The organism is Streptomyces sp. NRRL S-920, from assembly GCF_000717945.1.
Lineage (GTDB): Bacteria > Actinomycetota > Actinomycetes > Streptomycetales > Streptomycetaceae > Streptomyces > Streptomyces alboniger.
Map to the genome: position 1 here is coordinate 1 of NZ_JODF01000100.1, position 17,211 is coordinate 17,211.

At 70.7% G+C, this 17,211-nt stretch carries 20 protein-coding genes and 1 pseudogene; 11 read left to right on the forward strand and 10 right to left on the reverse strand.

What is annotated here, in order from left to right:
• The first annotated feature begins 85 nt into the window (after nt 1-85).
• From IG54_RS0136050 to IG54_RS0136065, 4 genes are all read left to right on the forward strand, one after another.
• Nucleotides 86-1,507: an MFS transporter gene (locus IG54_RS0136050; protein WP_078594937.1), complete on the forward strand. Its 1,422-nt coding sequence runs from the start codon at nt 86-88 to the stop codon at nt 1,505-1,507.
• Between the two features lie 107 nt (nt 1,508-1,614).
• Nucleotides 1,615-2,124, forward strand: a complete 510-nt coding sequence (locus IG54_RS0136055; RefSeq protein WP_030794993.1) for a hypothetical protein — start codon at nt 1,615-1,617, stop codon at nt 2,122-2,124.
• Nucleotides 2,094-2,828 carry a futalosine hydrolase gene (locus IG54_RS0136060; RefSeq protein ID WP_078594939.1) on the forward strand — a complete coding sequence of 245 codons (735 nt, stop codon included), beginning with the start codon at nt 2,094-2,096 and terminating at the stop codon, nt 2,826-2,828. Before IG54_RS0136055 ends, IG54_RS0136060 begins: the two co-directional genes overlap by 31 nt.
• A complete protein-coding gene (locus IG54_RS0136065; protein WP_030795001.1) occupies nt 2,812-3,702 on the forward strand; it encodes a 1,4-dihydroxy-6-naphthoate synthase in 891 nt (296 codons plus the stop codon). Before IG54_RS0136060 ends, IG54_RS0136065 begins: the two co-directional genes overlap by 17 nt.
• Nucleotides 3,703-3,780: 78 nt before the next feature.
• On the opposite strand, the gene IG54_RS43680 is transcribed toward IG54_RS0136065, so the two are convergent.
• Nucleotides 3,781-4,164 carry a cold-shock protein gene (locus IG54_RS43680; RefSeq protein ID WP_016642928.1) on the reverse strand — a complete coding sequence of 128 codons (384 nt, stop codon included), beginning with the start codon at nt 4,162-4,164 and terminating at the stop codon, nt 3,781-3,783.
• Between the two features lie 199 nt (nt 4,165-4,363).
• On the opposite strand from IG54_RS43680, the gene IG54_RS0136075 reads away from it, so the two are divergent.
• Nucleotides 4,364-4,615: a hypothetical protein gene (locus tag IG54_RS0136075; protein ID WP_030795004.1), complete on the forward strand. Its 252-nt coding sequence runs from the start codon at nt 4,364-4,366 to the stop codon at nt 4,613-4,615.
• A 31-nt stretch (nt 4,616-4,646) separates the two neighbouring features.
• Here the strand turns inward: IG54_RS0136075 and IG54_RS0136080 are convergent, their stop codons facing one another.
• Nucleotides 4,647-5,273 carry an HAD family hydrolase gene (locus IG54_RS0136080; protein WP_030795007.1) on the reverse strand — a complete coding sequence of 209 codons (627 nt, stop codon included), beginning with the start codon at nt 5,271-5,273 and terminating at the stop codon, nt 4,647-4,649.
• Nucleotides 5,274-5,378: 105 nt separating this feature from the next.
• Here IG54_RS0136080 and IG54_RS0136085 point away from each other — a divergent pair, with 105 nt between their 5' ends.
• The 4 genes from IG54_RS0136085 to IG54_RS0136100 are packed head-to-tail and all read left to right on the forward strand — an operon-like array spanning nt 5,379 to nt 9,288.
• Nucleotides 5,379-6,377 carry a FecCD family ABC transporter permease gene (locus IG54_RS0136085; RefSeq protein WP_030795010.1) on the forward strand — a complete coding sequence of 333 codons (999 nt, stop codon included), beginning with the start codon at nt 5,379-5,381 and terminating at the stop codon, nt 6,375-6,377.
• Nucleotides 6,374-7,459 carry a FecCD family ABC transporter permease gene (locus tag IG54_RS0136090; RefSeq protein ID WP_030795013.1) on the forward strand — a complete coding sequence of 362 codons (1,086 nt, stop codon included), beginning with the start codon at nt 6,374-6,376 and terminating at the stop codon, nt 7,457-7,459. The genes IG54_RS0136085 and IG54_RS0136090 overlap by 4 nt, the downstream gene beginning before the upstream one ends.
• On the forward strand, nt 7,456-8,280 hold the full coding sequence (locus tag IG54_RS0136095; RefSeq protein ID WP_030795016.1) for an ABC transporter ATP-binding protein: 825 nt from the start codon (nt 7,456-7,458) through the stop codon (nt 8,278-8,280). Before IG54_RS0136090 ends, IG54_RS0136095 begins: the two co-directional genes overlap by 4 nt.
• Before the next feature lie 18 nt (nt 8,281-8,298).
• Nucleotides 8,299-9,288, forward strand: a complete 990-nt coding sequence (locus IG54_RS0136100; RefSeq protein ID WP_030795019.1) for an ABC transporter substrate-binding protein — start codon at nt 8,299-8,301, stop codon at nt 9,286-9,288.
• Nucleotides 9,289-9,403: 115 nt separating this feature from the next.
• Here IG54_RS0136100 and IG54_RS0136105 read toward each other — a convergent pair whose 3' ends face one another.
• From IG54_RS0136105 to IG54_RS43350, 7 genes and pseudogenes are all read right to left on the reverse strand, one after another.
• On the reverse strand, nt 9,404-10,474 hold the full coding sequence (locus IG54_RS0136105) for a hypothetical protein (protein ID WP_030795022.1): 1,071 nt from the start codon (nt 10,472-10,474) through the stop codon (nt 9,404-9,406).
• Between the two features lie 223 nt (nt 10,475-10,697).
• Nucleotides 10,698-11,153: pseudogene (locus tag IG54_RS38750) on the reverse strand (hypothetical protein); the annotation flags it as partial.
• A gap of 93 nt (nt 11,154-11,246) precedes the next feature.
• Nucleotides 11,247-11,477: a hypothetical protein gene (locus IG54_RS0136115; protein WP_030795025.1), complete on the reverse strand. Its 231-nt coding sequence runs from the start codon at nt 11,475-11,477 to the stop codon at nt 11,247-11,249.
• A gap of 39 nt (nt 11,478-11,516) precedes the next feature.
• Nucleotides 11,517-11,825: a hypothetical protein gene (locus IG54_RS42370; RefSeq protein ID WP_158708997.1), complete on the reverse strand. Its 309-nt coding sequence runs from the start codon at nt 11,823-11,825 to the stop codon at nt 11,517-11,519.
• A 61-nt stretch (nt 11,826-11,886) separates the two neighbouring features.
• Nucleotides 11,887-12,723 (reverse strand): helix-turn-helix domain-containing protein, encoded by an 837-nt coding sequence (locus IG54_RS0136125; RefSeq protein ID WP_030795028.1) that lies wholly within the window; start codon nt 12,721-12,723, stop codon nt 11,887-11,889.
• Entirely contained in the window at nt 12,699-13,232 is a 534-nt protein-coding gene (locus tag IG54_RS0136130; protein ID WP_030795031.1) for a DUF6879 family protein, read from the reverse strand. Before IG54_RS0136130 ends, IG54_RS0136125 begins: the two co-directional genes overlap by 25 nt.
• On the reverse strand, nt 13,216-13,422 hold the full coding sequence (locus IG54_RS43350) for a hypothetical protein (protein WP_078594944.1): 207 nt from the start codon (nt 13,420-13,422) through the stop codon (nt 13,216-13,218). Before IG54_RS43350 ends, IG54_RS0136130 begins: the two co-directional genes overlap by 17 nt.
• Before the next feature lie 307 nt (nt 13,423-13,729).
• Here IG54_RS43350 and IG54_RS0136135 point away from each other — a divergent pair, with 307 nt between their 5' ends.
• Both IG54_RS0136135 and IG54_RS0136140 read left to right on the forward strand, forming a co-directional pair.
• Nucleotides 13,730-15,016, forward strand: coding sequence for a glycosyltransferase 87 family protein (locus IG54_RS0136135; protein ID WP_420712314.1), 1,287 nt, complete (start codon nt 13,730-13,732; stop codon nt 15,014-15,016).
• A complete protein-coding gene (locus tag IG54_RS0136140) occupies nt 14,919-15,329 on the forward strand; it encodes a hypothetical protein (RefSeq protein WP_030795036.1) in 411 nt (136 codons plus the stop codon). Before IG54_RS0136135 ends, IG54_RS0136140 begins: the two co-directional genes overlap by 98 nt.
• Before the next feature lie 11 nt (nt 15,330-15,340).
• Here the strand turns inward: IG54_RS0136140 and IG54_RS0136145 are convergent, their stop codons facing one another.
• On the reverse strand, nt 15,341-16,984 hold the full coding sequence (locus IG54_RS0136145; protein WP_030795039.1) for a DNA repair helicase XPB: 1,644 nt from the start codon (nt 16,982-16,984) through the stop codon (nt 15,341-15,343).
• Nucleotides 16,985-17,211 lie beyond the last annotated feature (227 nt).

Below are 17,211 nucleotides of genomic sequence, written 5' to 3' on the forward strand. Positions count from 1 at the left end.
CCCCCGCAGCCAAGCGGGCCCCCACCCGACACCCCCCGAGGCTCACAGCCAGTCTCCGCGCTAGGAGTCGCCCCAACAGGGCACTATGAACGACGTGGCCCCCACAAGGTCGACATCCGTAGGAACCGTCTCGCCGGGCCCGGCGAGGCGGGCCGCGCGTGCCCTGGGGCGTGCCCTGCACCTGCCGTTCACCGGGACGGCCCGCGGTATCCGCAAGGCGACCCACGCCCACGGCGCGGGCGAGTCCGGCCTCGGCAAGCTGATCGAGCTGCACGCGGTGAACGGCGCGGGCGACGTCATGGTCACCGTCGCCCTCGCCTCCACCGTCTTCTTCTCCGTGCCGACGGACGAGGCCCGCGGCCGCGTCGCGCTCTACCTCGCCATCACGATGGCCCCCTTCACACTCCTCGCCCCCGTCATCGGTCCGCTCCTCGACCGGCTCCCGCACGGCCGCCGCGCCGCGATGGCCGGTTCGATGCTGGCCCGTGCCCTGCTCGCGCTGGTCCTCTCGGGCGCCGTCGCCACCGGCAGTGTGGAGATGTATCCGGCGGCGCTCGGCGTGCTCGTCGCGTCGAAGGCGTACGGCGTGGTGCGCAGTGCCGTGGTGCCGCGCCTTCTGCCACCCCGGTTCTCGCTGGTCAAGGCGAACTCCCGGGTGACGCTCGGGGGCCTCCTCGCGACGGCGGTGGCGGCGCCCGCGGGCGCCGGGCTCCAGGCGATCGGCCCGCGCTGGCCGCTGTACGGGGCGTTCGTGATCTTCGTATCGGGGATGTTCCTGTCGTTCTCGCTGCCCCGCAAGGTCGACTCCGCGAAGGGGGAGAGCAAGGCGCTGCTCGCCGCCGACGAGGAGCACCTGCATCTGCACGCGCGCACCGAGGCCGCCGCCGACACCACCCGCAAGCGGCGCCTCGGACTGCGGACGGTCGGCCCCGCCGTCACCCACGCCCTGGCCGCCAACGCCACGCTGCGCTGCCTCTCCGGCTTCCTCATCTTCTTCCTGGCGTTCCTGCTGCGCGAGCATCCCCTCGGCGGGCAGAGCGCGGCCGTCTCGCTCGGGATAGTGGGCGTCGCGGCGGGCACGGGCAACGCTCTCGGCACGGCCGTGGGCGCCTGGCTGAAGTCACGGGCCCCGGAGTTGATCATCGTGACGGTCGTCGCGGTGGTGCTGGGCGTGGCGATGGCGTCCGCACTGTTCTTCGGGCCGGTGGGCGTGGCCTGCCTCGGCGCGTGCGCGGGCTTCGCGCAGGCCCTCTCCAAGCTGTCCCTGGACGCGCTGATCCAGCGGGACGTCCCCGAGCAGGTCCGCACCTCCGCCTTCGCCCGCTCCGAAACGCTGCTCCAGGTCGCCTGGGTGGTCGGCGGCGCCATCGGCATCGCCCTGCCGCTGAACGGCTCGCTCGGCCTGTCGGTGGCCGCGGGGATCCTCGCCCTCGGCTGGCTCTCGACCGTACGGGGGCTGCTCAGGACGGCCCGCGGCGGCGGCGCCCGCCGCGCCCGGGTGGTGTGACCGCCCCGTGCGCCACACCCCGGCGTATCCACCCCGGTCCGACGGACACGGCACGCCCGCGACCCCCGCGTAACAGGTCCCCACAGCGCGCCCGATAGCCTTCGCCCATGACCTCCCTGCTCCGCGGCGGAGCCGCGAATGTGAACAGCGCGGCGCGCCGCCGCCGCACCGTGGCCGCCCTTGGCGCCGTCTCCGCCGGACTCCTCGTCCTCTCGGCCTGTGACAAGCCGACGCCGCTGGCCACCGTGACGGTCGGCAGCGACTCGGTGAACACCGAGGCCTCCTGCTACAACGACGGCAAGGAGCTGAAGCAGTCGCAGCTCAAGTCCTGTCTCCGGGACAAGGACGTGAAGACCGTCAAGATCGACCCCGATGAGAAGGTCCGCTTCGGTGTCGACCCCGAGGTCGCCGAGAAGGGCTGGACGCTGCTGATGAACGGTCAGCCGCTGACCGAGGCCAGCAAGAAGACGTACGTCGTCATCCCCGGCAGCGTCTTCTTCAACCAGCAGTACGGCGGTGGCGGCAACAAGTCGACCGTCAGCCTCCTGGAAGGCGGCAAGGGCGGCACGCAGAAGGCTACGGGCCTGTGGTCGTTCAAGTTCGAGAAGGACTCCTGACCTTCTCCCCGGTGCCTCACCCGCGCGTCCTCGTCGCCACCGCCGTCCCGGCCGAACGGGACGCGGTGGCCCGCGCGCTGCCCTCGGCGGGCCCCCTCGACGCGCTCGCCGTCGACGCGCTCGCCGTCGGCGTGGGGCCCGCGGCCGCCGCGGCCGGCACGGCGACCGCGCTCGCCCGCGCCGCCGCCGCCGGCAGGCCCTACGACCTGGTCGTCTCGGCGGGCATCGGTGGCGGCTTCCAGCCCGCCGCCCCCGTGGGCTCCCTCGTCGTCGCCGACGAGATCACCGTCGCCGACCTGGGCGCCGAGACCCCGGACGGCTTCGCGCCCGTCACCGAGCTGGGCTTCGGAGCCGTCACCCACCGCCCGCCGCGTTCCCTCGTACGAGATGTCGCCGGTGCCTGCGGTGCCGCGACCGGCACCGTCCTGACCGTCTCCACCGTCACCGGCACCGCCGAGCGTGCCGCCGGGCTGCGGCTGCGCCATCCGCGTGCCCTGGCCGAGGCGATGGAGGGTTTCGGGGTCGCCGAGGCGGCGGCCCTGCACGGCCTGCCCGTCCTGGAGATCCGCGCGGTCTCCAATCCCGTCGGACCGCGCGACCGCGCCGCCTGGCGGATCGGCGAGGCGCTGGCCGCGCTGAGCGACGCGTTCGGGAAGTCCACGCCGGTACTGAAGGGTTGGAACCCGCATGACAGGAACGACTGAGTCACCGCTGCGCATCGCGTACTCGCCCTGCCCCAACGACACCTTCGTCTTCGACGCGTGGGCGCACGGCCGGGTGCCCGGCGCCCCCGCGCTGGACGTGACGTTCGCGGACATCGACATCACGAACGGCATCGCCGAGCGCGCCGCGTCCGCCGCCCCGGCCGCCTCCGACCTCGATCTCGACGTGCTGAAGGTGTCGTACGCCGTGTTGCCGTACGTCCTCGACGAGTACGCCCTGCTGCCCTGCGGCGGTGCGCTCGGCCGGGGCTGCGGGCCCCTCGTCCTGTCCCGTGAGCCGGGGGTGGACCTGGCCGGCCGGACGGTGGCCGTGCCGAGCGAGAAGTCGACGGCGTATCTGCTCTTCCGGCTCTGGGCCGCGGACACGCTCGGCGGCGACGGCGTCGGTGAGATCGTCGTGCTGCCGTTCGACCAGATCATGCCCGCGGTGCGCGACGGGAAGGTCGACGCGGGTCTGGTCATCCACGAGGCGCGCTTCACCTACCAGAACTACGGTCTGCACCGCCTCGCCGACATGGGCGAGCACTGGGAGGCCACGACGGGCCTGCCGATCCCGCTGGGCGCGATCATCGCCAAGCGGAGCCTAGGCCCGGCGGTTCTCGAACAGCTGGCCGCGGCGGCACGTACCTCGGTCCGTATGGCCTGGGACGACCCCGAGCCATCCCGCCCCTACGTACTCGAACACGCCCAGGAGATGGACCCGGCCGTCGCCGACCAGCACATCGGGCTGTACGTCAATGAGTTCACCGCGGACCTGGGCGAGGACGGCTACGCGGCCGTGCGGGGGCTGCTCACGCGGGCCGCGGCCGAGGGGCTCGTGCCCGCGCTGCGGCCGGGCGCGCTGGCGTTCCCGTGAACGCCGGGCGGGCCGGACAGGCCCGCCCGGTACTCGGGTCGTGCGGTACGCGGATGGCGCGGTACCCGGGTGGTGCGGCTATACGTCCAGCTGGTCCGCGACCGCTCTCAGCAGGCCCGCGATTTTCGCGCCCGACGCCTTGTCGGGGTAGCGGCCCTTCTCCAGCATCGGCGTGATGTTCTCCAACAGGGTCGTCAAGTCCTGGACGATCGAGGCGAGTTCGTCCGGCTTGCGGCGCTGCGCGGCCGCCACCGACGGGGTCGGGTCGAGAAGGGTGACGGAAAGGGCCTGGTCTCCGCGCTGCCCCGCGACCACGCCGAATTCCACGCGCTGGCCGGGCTTGAGTGTGTCGACGCCGGCGGGCAGTACGGAGGAGTGCACGAAGACGTCGCCGCCGTCGTCGCGGGAGAGAAAGCCGAAGCCCTTCTCACTGTTGAACCACTTGACCTTGCCGGTAGGCACGTGAAGTCCTCGTCCTCGTCGTACTCGTCTATGCCGGTCCGCCCAGCCGGGAACGACCGGGCGAAAACGGCTCTGGATAGCACTACAGCGGGTCTTCCGACCCGCCGGGACCAAGACTATTGGTCCGGGAGCCGGTGACAAGACGTCCCCGATCTCTTCCTTCGGGTTCCTCCTTCGCGCTGGGAACTACCCTGGTGGGGTGCGTGACAAAACCCAAGCGAATTCGGCCGGGCCCGGCGACGGGATGGTCCGGATCGGAGCAATCGTCTTCTTCGTCGGCGCCGTGGCCACCATGGTCACGGTCGCCCCGCTGTTCCTGGGCACCGACCCCTTCCCGCCGCTCGCCTACGCGGTGTGCATGCTGATGGGCGTCGGCTTCCTCATCGCGGCCGCGGGCGTGCTGCGCGGCATCGCCGTGCAGCGGCGGCAGGCGAGGTCGGCGGCCGGCTAGCGTCCTTGCTCCGGTCGGCCGGAGGGCCCCGCTAGACAGGCCCCGCGGCGGCGTACGCGTCGAGCCAGTCCGCGAACTCCGTCAGCCCGCCGAGGACCACGTCCGCGCCCGCCGCGCGCAGTTCCGCTGCGTCACACGGCCCGGTCGCCACCGCGACGGACAGCGCGCCCGCCGTACGCGCGCCGCGTACATCGCCGGTGTGGTCACCGACGTACACGGACGCCTCGTGCTCGCGCAGGGCCTGCGCCTTCGCCTCCGCCCAGAGCCAGCCGATGACCGCGTCGGCCTCGATGCCGAGGTGGGCCAGGTGCAGCTTCGCGTTCGGCTCGTGCTTGGCGGTCACCACGATCGCGCGGCCGCCGCGCGCCCGGACCGCGGCCACCGCCTCGCGGGCGCCGGGCATCGCGAGCGTCGGCGCGATGGCGTATGTGGGATAGATCTCACGGTAGCGGTCGCCCATCGCCTGGATCCTCTCCTCGGGGAACCAGTTCCGCAGCTCCTGCTCCAGCGGCGGCCCGAGGCGCGTGACGGCCAGGTCGGCGTCTATGTACGTCCCCGTCTCCGCGGAAAGCGCCTGGTAGGCGGCTCTGATGCCGGGGCGGGAGTCGATCAGCGTCATGTCGAGGTCGAAGCCGACGGTCAGCGCGCGTGAGGTCATGCGCCCATTCTGCCGAGGCGGGCACGGCCCCCACCCTTAGACTGTGCGCGCTTAGCCAAGCCTTACCAACGTTCAGCTCCCCGCACTCCGAAACGAGTCCAGCCGATGCGTGTGCCCGTCCGACGCGCTGCCGTGATGACGGCGGCCGTCGTGGCCCTGCTGCTCGCGGTCCTGCTCAGCCTCGCCGTCGGCGCCCGCGCGATCGCCCCCACCGCGGTCCTCGACGCGCTGCTGCACGGCGGGCACAGCGACTCCGCGGAGGTCGTCCGCGAGATGCGGGTGCCGCGCACCGCCATCGGTCTGATGGTCGGCGCGGCGCTCGCGCTGGCAGGGACGGTGTTGCAGGGCATCGCCCGCAACCCCATCGCCGACCCGGGCATCCTCGGCATCAGCCAGGGCGCCTCGGTGGGCGTGGTCACCGCGATCGCCTTCGCCGGGGTGCACACGCTGACCGGATACGTCTGGTACGCCTTCGTGGGCGCCGGTCTCGCGTCGGTCGCCGTGTACGCGATCGCGGCGAGCGGGCGCGGCGGGGCGACCCCGGTGAAGCTCGCGCTGGGCGGCGCCGCCATCAACGCCCTGCTGGTCTCGGTGACCACGGCGATCCTCACCACCAAGGCCTCCGCGCTCGACGAGTTCCGGTTCTGGCAGGTCGGCTCGCTCTCCGGGCGCGACTCCGAGATCGTCGGCCAGATCTGGCCGTTCCTGCTCGTGGGCCTCGTGCTCGTCCTCGCGGTCGCGCGGGGCCTGGACGCGCTGGCGCTCGGCGAGGACGTGGCGAAGGGACTCGGACAGAACGTGGCGACGGTACGGATCGTGGGCGGGCTCGGGGCGACGGTCCTCACCGGCGTCGGGGTCGCCGCGGCGGGACCGATCGCCTTCATCGGCCTGGCCGTCCCGCACATCGCCCGAGCGGTCGTGGGCAGCGACCATCGCTGGGTGCTGCCGATGGCGGCGATGCTCGGTCCCGTGATGCTGCTCGTCTCCGACGTGGTGGGGCGTGTCGTGTTCCCGCCCAGCGAGGTGCCCGCCGGGGTGATGACCGCGCTGATCGGTGTGCCGTTCCTCGTGGCGCTGGTGCGCAGGAAGGCGGTCGCCGCGTGAGTTCCGTGCCGTGTGCCCCGCGTCGGATCCGTCCGGTCCGTCCCGTCGGATACGCCGTCGTACGCGTGGGCCGTGCCGCCTTCCTCCTGCACCGGCGGGCCGCCCTCGTCGCTCTCGGGCTCGGCGTTCTGCTCGCCGCGAGCTGCCTGGCGTTCCTCTGTGTCGGCGAGGCGTACGTCCAGCCCGTGGAGGCGCTGAAGGTCGTCCTCGGGCAGCCCTCCGCCGACGAGCTGGTCGTGGGCACCCTGCGTGAGCCCCGCATGGTCGTGGGGCTCCTCGTCGGCGCCGCGTTCGGGGTGGCCGGGGGGCTCATCCAGACCGTGGCCCGCAATCCGCTCGCCAGCCCGGACATCATCGGCATCAGCCACGGCGCGAGCGCGCTCACGGTCGGCGCGATGACCTTCGGCGTCACCTCGTACGCGGTGCTGCCCTACCTGTCGGTGATCGGCGGCATCGCGGCCGCCGCCCTCGTGTACGTCTTCGCGTGGCGCGGCGGGCTGCACGCCGGCCGGTTCGTGCTCATCGGCATCGGCTTCGCGATCGCCCTGCGTTCGGTGACCACCCTCTTCATGACCAAGGGCGACTACCTCGTCGCCCAGCAGGCGCAGATCTGGATGACGGGCTCCCTCAACGGCCGCGGCTGGGCCGAGGCGGACCCGCTCGCCCTGACGCTGCTCGTACTGCTGCCGGGCGTGTTCTGGGCGGCCCGCGCGCAGCGTTCGGTCGCCCTGGACGACGACACGGCGACCGCCCTCGGGGTGCGCCTCGGCCGCGTACGCCTCGGGCTCGTCCTGCTCGGTGTCGTCCTCGCCTCCGTCGCGACCAGTGCCGCGGGGCCCGTCGACTTCGTGGCGCTGCTCGCCCCGCAGATCGCCCGCAGGATGACCCGCACCGCGCAGATCCCGCTGCTGTGCTCGGCGCTGGCGGGCGCCCTGATCGTGGTCCTCGCCGACCTCCTCGCCCGCCGCCTCTTCTCGCCCACGGAGCTGCCGGTGGGCGTGCTGACGGCGGCCGTCGGTGCCCCGTACCTGATCTGGCTGATCGTCCGCAGCCGTTCCGTCCGCAATGGAGGCACCTCGTGACAGCCGCCCGACTCTCGGCCCGCGAGCTGACCCTCGCCTACGAGGACCGCACGGTCGTCGACCGCCTCGACCTGGCGATCCCCGATGGCAAGGTCACCGTGATCGTCGGCCCCAACGCGTGCGGCAAGTCCACGACGCTGCGGGCGCTCGGCCGCCTCCTGAAGCCGAGGAGCGGCGCGGTCCTCCTGGACGGCGAGGCACTCGCCAAGCTGCCCACGAAGAAGATCGCCCAGCAGATCGGGCTGCTCCCGCAGACGCCCGTCGCCCCCGAGGCGATCACCGTCGCCGACCTCGTCGCACGCGGCCGCCAGCCGCACCAGCACTGGTGGCAGCAGTGGTCCGACGCCGACGAGAGGGCGGTGACGGAGGCCATGGAACGTACCGACGTGGCCGCCCTCGCCGAACGCGCCGTCGACGAGCTGTCCGGCGGCCAGCGGCAGCGCGTGTGGATCGCGATGGCCCTGGCCCAGGACACCGAGCTGCTGCTCCTCGACGAGCCGACGACGTACCTGGACATCTCCCACCAGGTCGAGGTCCTCGACCTGGTGCGCCAGCTCAACCACGACCGCGGCCGCACGGTCGTCGTCGTCCTGCACGACCTCAACCAGGCCGCGCGGTACGCCGATCACCTCGTCGCCATGAAGTCGGGCGAGGTCGTCGCCGAGGGCGCCCCCTCGAAGATCGTCACCGAACAGCTCGTACGCGATGTCTTCGGCCTGGCGTGCGTCGTCGTGGCGGACCCCGTGACCGGCTCCCCCCTCGTCGTCCCCGGGGCGCCGTGGTCCGCGGCCGCGCCCGCCCCCAGCAGCAGCCCCGTGTAACGCATGAAAGGCGTCCCCATGACCCTCCCCACGCACCGCTTCCGCTCCCCGCTGCGCCGCCGCGCGCTCCTCACCGGCTCCCTGGCCCTGAGCGGCGCGCTCGCGCTGTCCGCCTGCGGCTCCTCGGACTCCGACAAGGACTCCGGCTCGGGCAAGACCCGCACCGTCAAGACGGCCATGGGTGACGTGAAGGTCCCCGTCACCCCCGAGCGGGTCGTCGTCCTGGACACCGCCGAGCTGGACTCCGCGATCTCCCTCGGCGTCAAGCCGGTCGGCGCCACGCACGTCGAGGCCGCGTCGGGCTTCCCGGGCTATCTGCCGAAGGACAAGGTCAGCGGCATCAAGGACGTCGGCGCGATGATGACCCCGAACATGGAGGCCATCGCCGCGCTCAAGCCCGATCTGATCCTCACGTCGAAGATCCGGCACGCCGCCAAGTACGACCAGCTGAAGAAGATCGCGCCGACCGTCATGACGGAGACGACGGGCTTCCCCTGGAAGGAGAACTTCCAGGTGCACGCCGACGCGTTGGGCAAGCGGGCCGAGGCGAAGAAGGTCGTCTCCGACTACGAGGCCCACACCAAGAAGGTCACCGAGGCCATCGGCGGCCCCGCGAAGGCCAAGGCGACGAAGGTCAACGTCCTGCGCTTCATCGAGGGCGCCGACATCCGCCTCTACGGCGAGCAGACCTACATCGCGACGCTCCTCAAGGACGTCGGCCTCGGCCGCGCGCCGATCGCCGCGAAGGCGAAGGACGGCTTCTCCTACGACCTGTCGCCCGAGAAGATCGACCTCGCCGATACGGACGTCATCTTCCAGTCCACGTACGGCGACCCGAAGAAGGCCAAGCAGACGCAGACCGTCGGCAGCGGCCTGTGGAAGAACATGAAGGCCGTGAAGTCGGGCAACGTCCACACCGTCGAGGACGAGCTGTGGATCCAGGGCATCGGCTACACCGCGGCCAACAAGATCCTCGATGAGATGCAGGCGGATCTTACGAAGAAGTAGGGCTCCGCGCGTGCGGGGTGCGGGGGGGGGCGGGGGTGGGGCGTGAGGGACGCGGGGGGCGCGAGGGATGCGGCGCTCACGGCCGTTGCTCACGGCCGGCGCTCACGGCTGCCGCTCACGGCCGGCGTCGCTGCGATCTCCACACCAGGAAGAGCGCGGAGGCGACGGCCGCGCCGCGCACCACCCACGGCCACGTCTCGCCGATGGCGCCGCTCATCCGCCCGTCCCGGATCGGGTCGCCCCACCGGCCGTCCGTACGTCCCCACAGCCAGGTGAGCCCGGCGGCCACGGCGAGCGCCGGCATCCCCAGCACGGCCCACTTCGCCTCGGCGCGGGAGAGCCTGCGGGAGGCGTAGGCGATGAGCCAGCCACCGCCGAGCGCCAGCCAGTTGCCGAGGACGGCACCGGCGATGAGCAGGGCGGCGGCGAGGAGGAGCAGGGGGTTGCTGAGGCCGGCGCCTTCGCCGGGGCGGCGGGGGAGGGGCAGGCGGGGCCGCCAGCGGCGGCGGCTCTCGGCCGCCTCGACTTCCTCTTCCTCGGCGTCGGCGCCGGCCTCCGCGGCGGCTTTCGCATCGGCCTCCTTGCCGAGGCGCGGGGGGTTGTCCGGGTCTGGTGGGGGTTTCAGTATTTCGGGGATCTCCACGCCGCCGACGAACCCGGGGACGGTGTCCGCGCCGCCGAAGGGGCTGCTGTCCAGCCGCCACCAGTCCGGCTCGGAACCGCTCGGCCCCAGCTCGTCCGAGCCCGCGAGGTGCGGCGGGGACGGGCGGGGCCCGTCCAGGTCCAACAGGCCCTGCGGCGGCGGGGCCTTGGGGGCGCGGCGGGGCCGGGGCACGAGGCGCCGAAGCCGCGAGGCAACGTCTTCCCCTTGCCCTCCCCCTCCCCCTTCTCCTGATCCTGCTCCTTCTCCGTGCTGGGGAGGTACGGCCGTGGGGACGTCCGGGGTGGCGGGGGTGCCGCCCGCCGCGTCGACGATGTCTTCCGGGGTGCCCAGCCGCGCCAGGATGCGGCGGACGGCGGCGGGGCTGTCGCCGCCCGCGCCCGCGCCGGCCCTGCCCCGGTCGATCTCCTTGCGCAGGTCGGCGACCAGGCGCATGCGGGCGCCCGACGGCAACTGCCGCTGCTGCGCCAGGTCTCCGACCCGGCTCAGATAGTCGTAGACCAGCTGGTCGCTCTCGATCCCCACGAAGTCCCCTCCGGGGCGGCTGCGTTGGTCATCCCCGGGGTCCGACGTTACCGGGTCTGGCGGGGGCGCCTCCAACTACCGGCCCGGGGCCGGCTCCCCTCCTTGCCCGCCGCTTCGCGACGGATGTCCTCCCACCCACCCACCCGTTTACCCGGCGTTGCGAGGCCAGGGGGGGGCAGGGTTCAAGTCCCCGCCCCCCCCCGGCCTTCGGCCGCGTTCTCGCTGGGCAGGCCAGTTCCGGCTTGGCGTGATTCGGGGAGCAGCACACCAGGGCCAGGGACAGGTACGAGGGGCGTTCGAGCTAGAAGCCGTGGGACACGTCCCCGCCCCAACCGAGCCGTTCGGCAGCGGAGTGTACCAGTAGTGCCAGCCGCGTACTGTCGCGTTCGGACTCGGAGGCGAACCGGGGTGCGTACTCGGCGAGCCGTTCCCCGAGCCATTCTGCCGCTTCCTTCGGCTCCTCCCAGGTGCCCCGGATCAGCTTCTCTGGCTTGCTCAGCCAGTACGCCGTCTCCAGCGGCGGGAGGTCCACGATCGGGAACTCCGCCTTCACTTCCTTGTACCGCGCGACCAGCTCCGGCTTATCGGCCGGAGGAGGATCAGGATGCGGGGGCCGTCTCAGCGCCTCGTCGTCGAAACGTTGCTTGGGGCCGGTCCACAGGTAGCCGTGGTGGTGCAACTGTCGTCCCGTTTCAATGCAGGAAGAAGAGGCGCGCCCAACCGGCCCTGTCTCTCGGGGGCGAGTCAAGGCCGGGGGCGCCTGGGATGGCCGTCAGACGGACAGGCCGAAGCGGGCCGGGTCGATACCGGCCGCGTCCAGTTCGGCGGTGGTGAAACGCAACGGCTCCGTACCCGGCCGCTTGCTGTCGCCCAAGGCCCACGCGTCGGGGCCGATCTTCGCCAGCGTGGCGCAGGACTCGCCGTCCGGATGCGTGTTGCCGCCACACGCCTTGGAGAACTCGGCTCCGCCGATAGGCAGGCTGTACAGGTCAGTTCCGGGCATGGGTGTGCCTTCCTGTGAGGTCAATGCTGGAGGGCAGACTCAGAGCCGGTACTGCTTCGACACGTAGATGACACCCGGACCAAGAGCCGTCGCACTCTCCCGAAAGATCTCGTGCAGCATCGACCGGGAGTTCTCGCGCATCGCCTTGGCCAGATTGTCAGCCAGCAAAGCGGCCTCGGACGGGAGCAGGACCATTTCCGTATCTGCCACATGCCGACCGTTCTTCGTCAGCCACACAGGTACGCGAATGTTCCCATCATCATCCCGGTAGGCTGCATGGCTTGGGATTGGGTCCATCCGCCAACCCTGAGGTGCCTTCTGGCTGTCACTATTGAGTTCGGTCGGCATAGGTCCATCTTCGGCCCGCCAATGGGAAACCTCTAGCGTTATGCGCGTTGTCGAATAAAGATCATCGACGGCAGTGTGCCGCCCACGCCGCTAGTTGCTCCCTAGCTTGCTCACCGAAGAGTGCGTGTTCCTCGTACCTGCTGAAGCGGCCAATCAGGTCGCGTACGTCGCGACTGTCGCGGAATACTATGGCTCCGAGGTCAAGTTCAGCGGTCGCAAGTGTCTCGTCGTAGACCGTGAAAGTGTTCAGGGCCCCGGATGTGAAGCGAACACCCATGGGGATTACGCCGAGCCTAATGTTCGGCTGGTAAGTCAAAGAAGCGAGACGGTCAATCTGTATCGCTAGTTCATCAGGCGGGATGAGCGGGTACCTGACGGCCTGCTCAGTCAGAATGAAAGTGAAGTGTTTGGACCGATCGAACAGCACTCGTTGCCTGTCCAGCTTCATGGCGACCGCTTTGGCCTGCTGCTCTGGGGGAGCCTGAGTCAGGCTGGCGCGGACGTACTCAGGTGTCGCCAAGAGCCCCGTGATCATTGACAGAAGGAAGTATCGAAACGTAGTCGATGAAGCTTCGAGGCCGGCTAGCTGTACCTGCTTCTTGTCGAGACCCTTCCTGCGGAGAGTCCTGCCATCCTGCCATTCAGTCTGCGCGATCCTAGCCAGGGCCATTACCTCAGCGGCTAGGACGGGAGAAGCCTCAAGGCCCCGTAGGAGTTGTTCAACGTCCAGCAGTGAAGGGCGAATTTTGTTGCCTTCAATGCGACTGATCTTGGATTGACTCATATTGCAACGTGCGGCAAGCCGGACTCCTGAGAGCCCGGCTTGTTTGCGTAGCTGCTTCAGCATGGCCGCTAGTTCACGGACCGACTGGTCTAGCTGGTCAGGCTCGATGGCCACCGGTTCACGTACTCCCTGAACGGCACCGACTCCGCGAGCGCGATTCTCTGGTACTCGACGTAGGGCGCGGGATCCCCTTCGTACAGTTCCCGGCTGATCTGGGTGCCGTCCTCCGCATAGTTCATGAGGACCACTTCAGACCGGTCGAAAAGCCAGAAGTCCTGAATCCCTCCGAGAGGGTTGGGGCGGTCTGTCACATCGAGAATGCGGATGTCATCCCCGGCGGCTTCATGTACGTCGTAATACATGAATTCAAACCGAAGATAGTCCGTCAGAGGGCGCGTGACGATGTGGACGCGCCCCTTGGACCTTCCCTCTCTCCTGATCCTCCTCAAGCCCTCTGTGTAGCCGGAAGAGTAGTTCTCAGGGTCCAGTCGTTGCCCGGATAGGAAGTCCCGGATATCCCCATCTTCGCTCGGCACCCTGTACCAGGGCAGCGTCTCCAGTCGCCACGCTTCCTGATTGAACCCCTGAACCTTGGCAGTCCAGTCCTCACCATCCAAGAGCACGTACGGCCTCCCTCAACACGTTCTCAGGAATACGGACGAGAGCTTCCCCGGCCGGTGGCCGGAAGGTGGCGTCAGCATCCCCCTGCACCACGAAGGAGCCGTCAGAGGCCCTGTATACGTTCGGGCAGTCGTCGTTGTTGCAGTTGCCGTTCCCGTTGCCGGTAAGTCGGGTCAGTTCCCCACGCGCCATGGCTACGAACCCCCTGCTGCGGGCCCCCTGCGGGCCGGTCTTCACGACGGTACGAGCGGGGTGGGCGCGCCGTCTATGCAGGATCGCGACTATGCGCGTCATTGCATAAAGCCCTTGGCTGAGGCGAGGGAGAGGAGACACGGGACCAGCACCGCGCTTGGAGGGAGGGAAGGTTGGTCACGTGACCCACGCATGACCAACAGCGGTCCGAAACGGCCCGAAACAGGGGGAAGGTAAGACCAACGGCGCTGGTCAAGCCTGCGGCATGTCGACGGCGTTTCCCCAGGTCCGCCGATACCGTCCCCCCGTGAACCCACGCACAGCCACCACCCTGTCACTCTCCGCCCTCACCACCTCCCTCACCTCCCTCCTCGTCCTCTGCCTCCTCCAGCGCGTCCCCATGGCCGACGCCCTCGTCTATCGCGCCGAGGGGGAGGCCGTCGTCCGTGGGGCGGATCTGTATGGGTTCACCGTCACCGAGTGGGAACTCCCGGCCACCTACCCCCCGTTCGCCGCGCTCCTCTTCGTGCCCACCGTCTGGCTCCCCCTCCCCGCGCTCAAGGTCGTCTTCCTTCTCGGCAACACCGCTCTCGTCGCCCTCCTCCTGCATCTCTCCTGCCGTCTCACCGGGCTCCGTCCCCGGCCCCGTCACCTCTGCGCCGCCACGGCCCTCGCCCTGTGGCTGGAGCCCGTCTTTCAGACCGTCGTCTTCGGGCAGATCAATCTCGTCCTCGCCTGCCTGGTGCTCTGGGACCTGACCAGGTCCAAGGGCGTGGTCGGCAAGGGGGTCGGGGTGGGGGTCGCCGCCGGGGTCAAGCTCACTCCGGTGCTGTTCATCGCGTACCTCTTTCTCGTCGGCCGCGTACGCGAGGCCGTCACCGCCCTGGCGGCGTTCGCCGGGACCGTGCTGTTCGGCGCGCTCGTCCTGCCCTCGGCCACCGTCGAGTTCTGGACGCGCCGCGTCTTCGAGACGGGGCGCGTCGGCAAGGCGTGGATCGTCGACAACCAGTCCTTGCAGGGGCTGATCGCCCGCGCCCTGCACGACGCGCAACCCGGTCTCGCGTGGGCGCTGCCCGCCGCCCTGACCGCCGCCGCGGGCCTGTGGTTGATGCGCCGCGCGCCCGCCTACGGGCCCGCAGGCGTACTCCTCGCCGCCCTCACGACCCTGCTGATCTGCCCCATCAGCTGGTCCCACCACTGGGTGTGGTGCGTGCCGCTGCTGGCCTTCCTGATCGCCGAGGGCAGAGCGCGCCTCGCGGTCGCCGTGGCCGTGCTCTTTACGGCCCGCACGTTCTGGGTGCTCCCGCACCAGGGCGACCTCGACCTCGGGCTCCCCTGGTGGCAGCAGCCGCTGGCCTCGCCCTATCCGCTCCTCGCCCTGGCGCTGTTGCCGCTGCTGGCGGGGACGCCGTTGTTGAGTACGTCCATGAGGTTGAGTACGTCCATGAGTACGAGGACCGAGGTGCCGTCCCCGCGCGCCGGGGTTGACTGGCCGCATGGAAGGAGCACGGCCGAACACGGAGACCGCGACCGCCGCCGCACCGGCGCAGGCCGAGACCGCCGCGGAGTCCCGCGCCGCGTGGGCCGCCCGTAACGCCGCCTACGCCGCCGCCCACCCCGTCCCGCCGCCGTCCCGCGTGCTGGCCCTGTCCCTGGCGACCCCCGTCGTACTGCTGCTCCTCGCGCTCGGCTGGCTGATCGTCGCGCTCGACGGGAGCATCGGCGGCGCGTCGACGCCGGAACACCAGGACCTGGTGGCCCGCTACATCCTCGCGGTGTTCGGGGGCCTCGGCTGCCTGGCGGCGGGCTGGCGCACGCCGCGCGACTCGTCCGTGGCATGGCTGCGGACGGCGTTCGCCTGCGCGTCGGTCGCGGTGGTCCCGGCGGCGATGCTGCTGGGGCTCTGAAGCGGGCGCTCTCAGCCGCCGGCGAGCAGTTCGTCCGCGTCGACGATCCGGTACGCGTAACCCTGCTCGGCGAGGAACCGCTGCCGGTGCGCGGCGAAGTCCTGGTCGATGGTGTCCCGCGCGACGACGGAGTAGAAGCGGGCCTCGTGCCCGTCCGCCTTGGGCCGCAGCACGCGCCCGAGCCGCTGGGCCTCCTCCTGGCGCGATCCGAACGTTCCCGACACCTGGATGGCGACGGTCGCCTCCGGCAGGTCGATGGAGAAGTTCGCGACCTTCGACACGACGAGGACGGAGATCTCGCCCTGCCGGAAGGCGTCGAAGAGCTTCTCCCGCTGCGCGTTCGTGGTCTCGCCCTTGATGACGGGCGCGTTAAGGTGCTCGCCCAGTTCGTCGAGCTGGTCGATGTACTGCCCGATGACCAGGGTCTGCTCACCGGCGTGCTTCTTGACCAGCGCCTCGGTCACCTTCCGCTTGGTCGCGGTGGTGGCGCAGAAGCGGTACTTCTCCTCGGCCTCCGCGGTGGCGTACGCGAGCCGCTCGCTGTCCGTCAGATTGACCCGCACCTCGACGCAGTCGGCGGGCGCGATGTAGCCCTGCGCCTCGATCTCCTTCCACGGGGCGTCGAACCGCTTGGGGCCGATGAGCGAGAAGACGTCGGACTCGCGGCCGTCCTCGCGTACGAGCGTCGCGGTGAGCCCGAGGCGGCGGCGGGCCTGGAGGTCGGCGGTGAACTTGAAGACCGGCGCGGGCAGCAGATGCACCTCGTCGTAGATGACGAGGCCCCAGTCGCGCGAGTCGAACAGCTCAAGGTGGGGGTAGATGCCCTTCCGCTTGGTCGTGAGCACCTGGTACGTGGCGATGGTGACGGGCCGGATCTCCTTCCTCGTACCGCTGTACTCGCCGATCTCGTCCTCCGTCAGGGAGGTCCGCTTCACCAGTTCGTGCTTCCACTGGCGGGCGGAGACGGTGTTGGTGACGAGGATGAGCGTGGTCGCCTTGGCCTGTGCCATGGCCCCGGCGCCGACGAGGGTCTTGCCCGCCCCGCAGGGCAGCACGACCACACCGCTGCCGCCGTGCCAGAACCCCTCGACGGCCTGCTGCTGGTAGGGCCGCAGCGCCCAGCCGCTCTCGTCGAGGTCGATCTTGTGCGCCTCGCCGTCGACGTACCCGGCGAGGTCCTCGGCGGGCCAGCCCAGCTTCAGGAGCGTCTGCTTGATCTGGCCGCGCTCGGAGGGGTGGACGGCGACGGTGTCCGGGTCGAGCCGGGCGCCGACGAGCGGCTGGACCTTCTTGGACCGCAGGATCTCTTCGAGCACGGGCCGGTCGGTGGTGGTGAGCACGAGCCCGTGGGTGGGGTGCTTGGAGAGCGTGAGGCGGCCGTAGCGCGCCATCGTCTCGGCCACGTCGACGAGCAGCGCGTGCGGCACGGGATAGCGGGAGAACTCCACGAGGGCGTCCACGACCTGCTCGGCGTCGTGCCCGGCGGCGCGGGCGTTCCACAGGCCGAGCGGGGTGACGCGGTAGGTGTGGATGTGCTCGGGCGCGCGCTCCAGCTCCGCGAACGGGGCGATGGCGCGGCGGCAGGCGTCGGCCTGCTCGTGGTCGACCTCGAGCAGGAGAGTCTTGTCCGACTGGACGATGAGGGGACCGTTCACGCGAGCGCCCTTTCCTTAGGCCAAACGTCCAGTGTGCCGCATGTCGCCCCCGGAGGGGGCGGGCTCTCCCTGGGGCGGGCCAGGGGGGGGAGTTTTTTCGGGTGCGGGGCGGTGGGGGCTGGTCGCGCAGTTCCCCGCGCCCCTTACGGGGCCACGCTGGGCGCCCCTTCGGGGGCGCGGGGACCTCCGCGCTCAGCCCCCGCGCACCCGCGGACGAGGCACAGGTC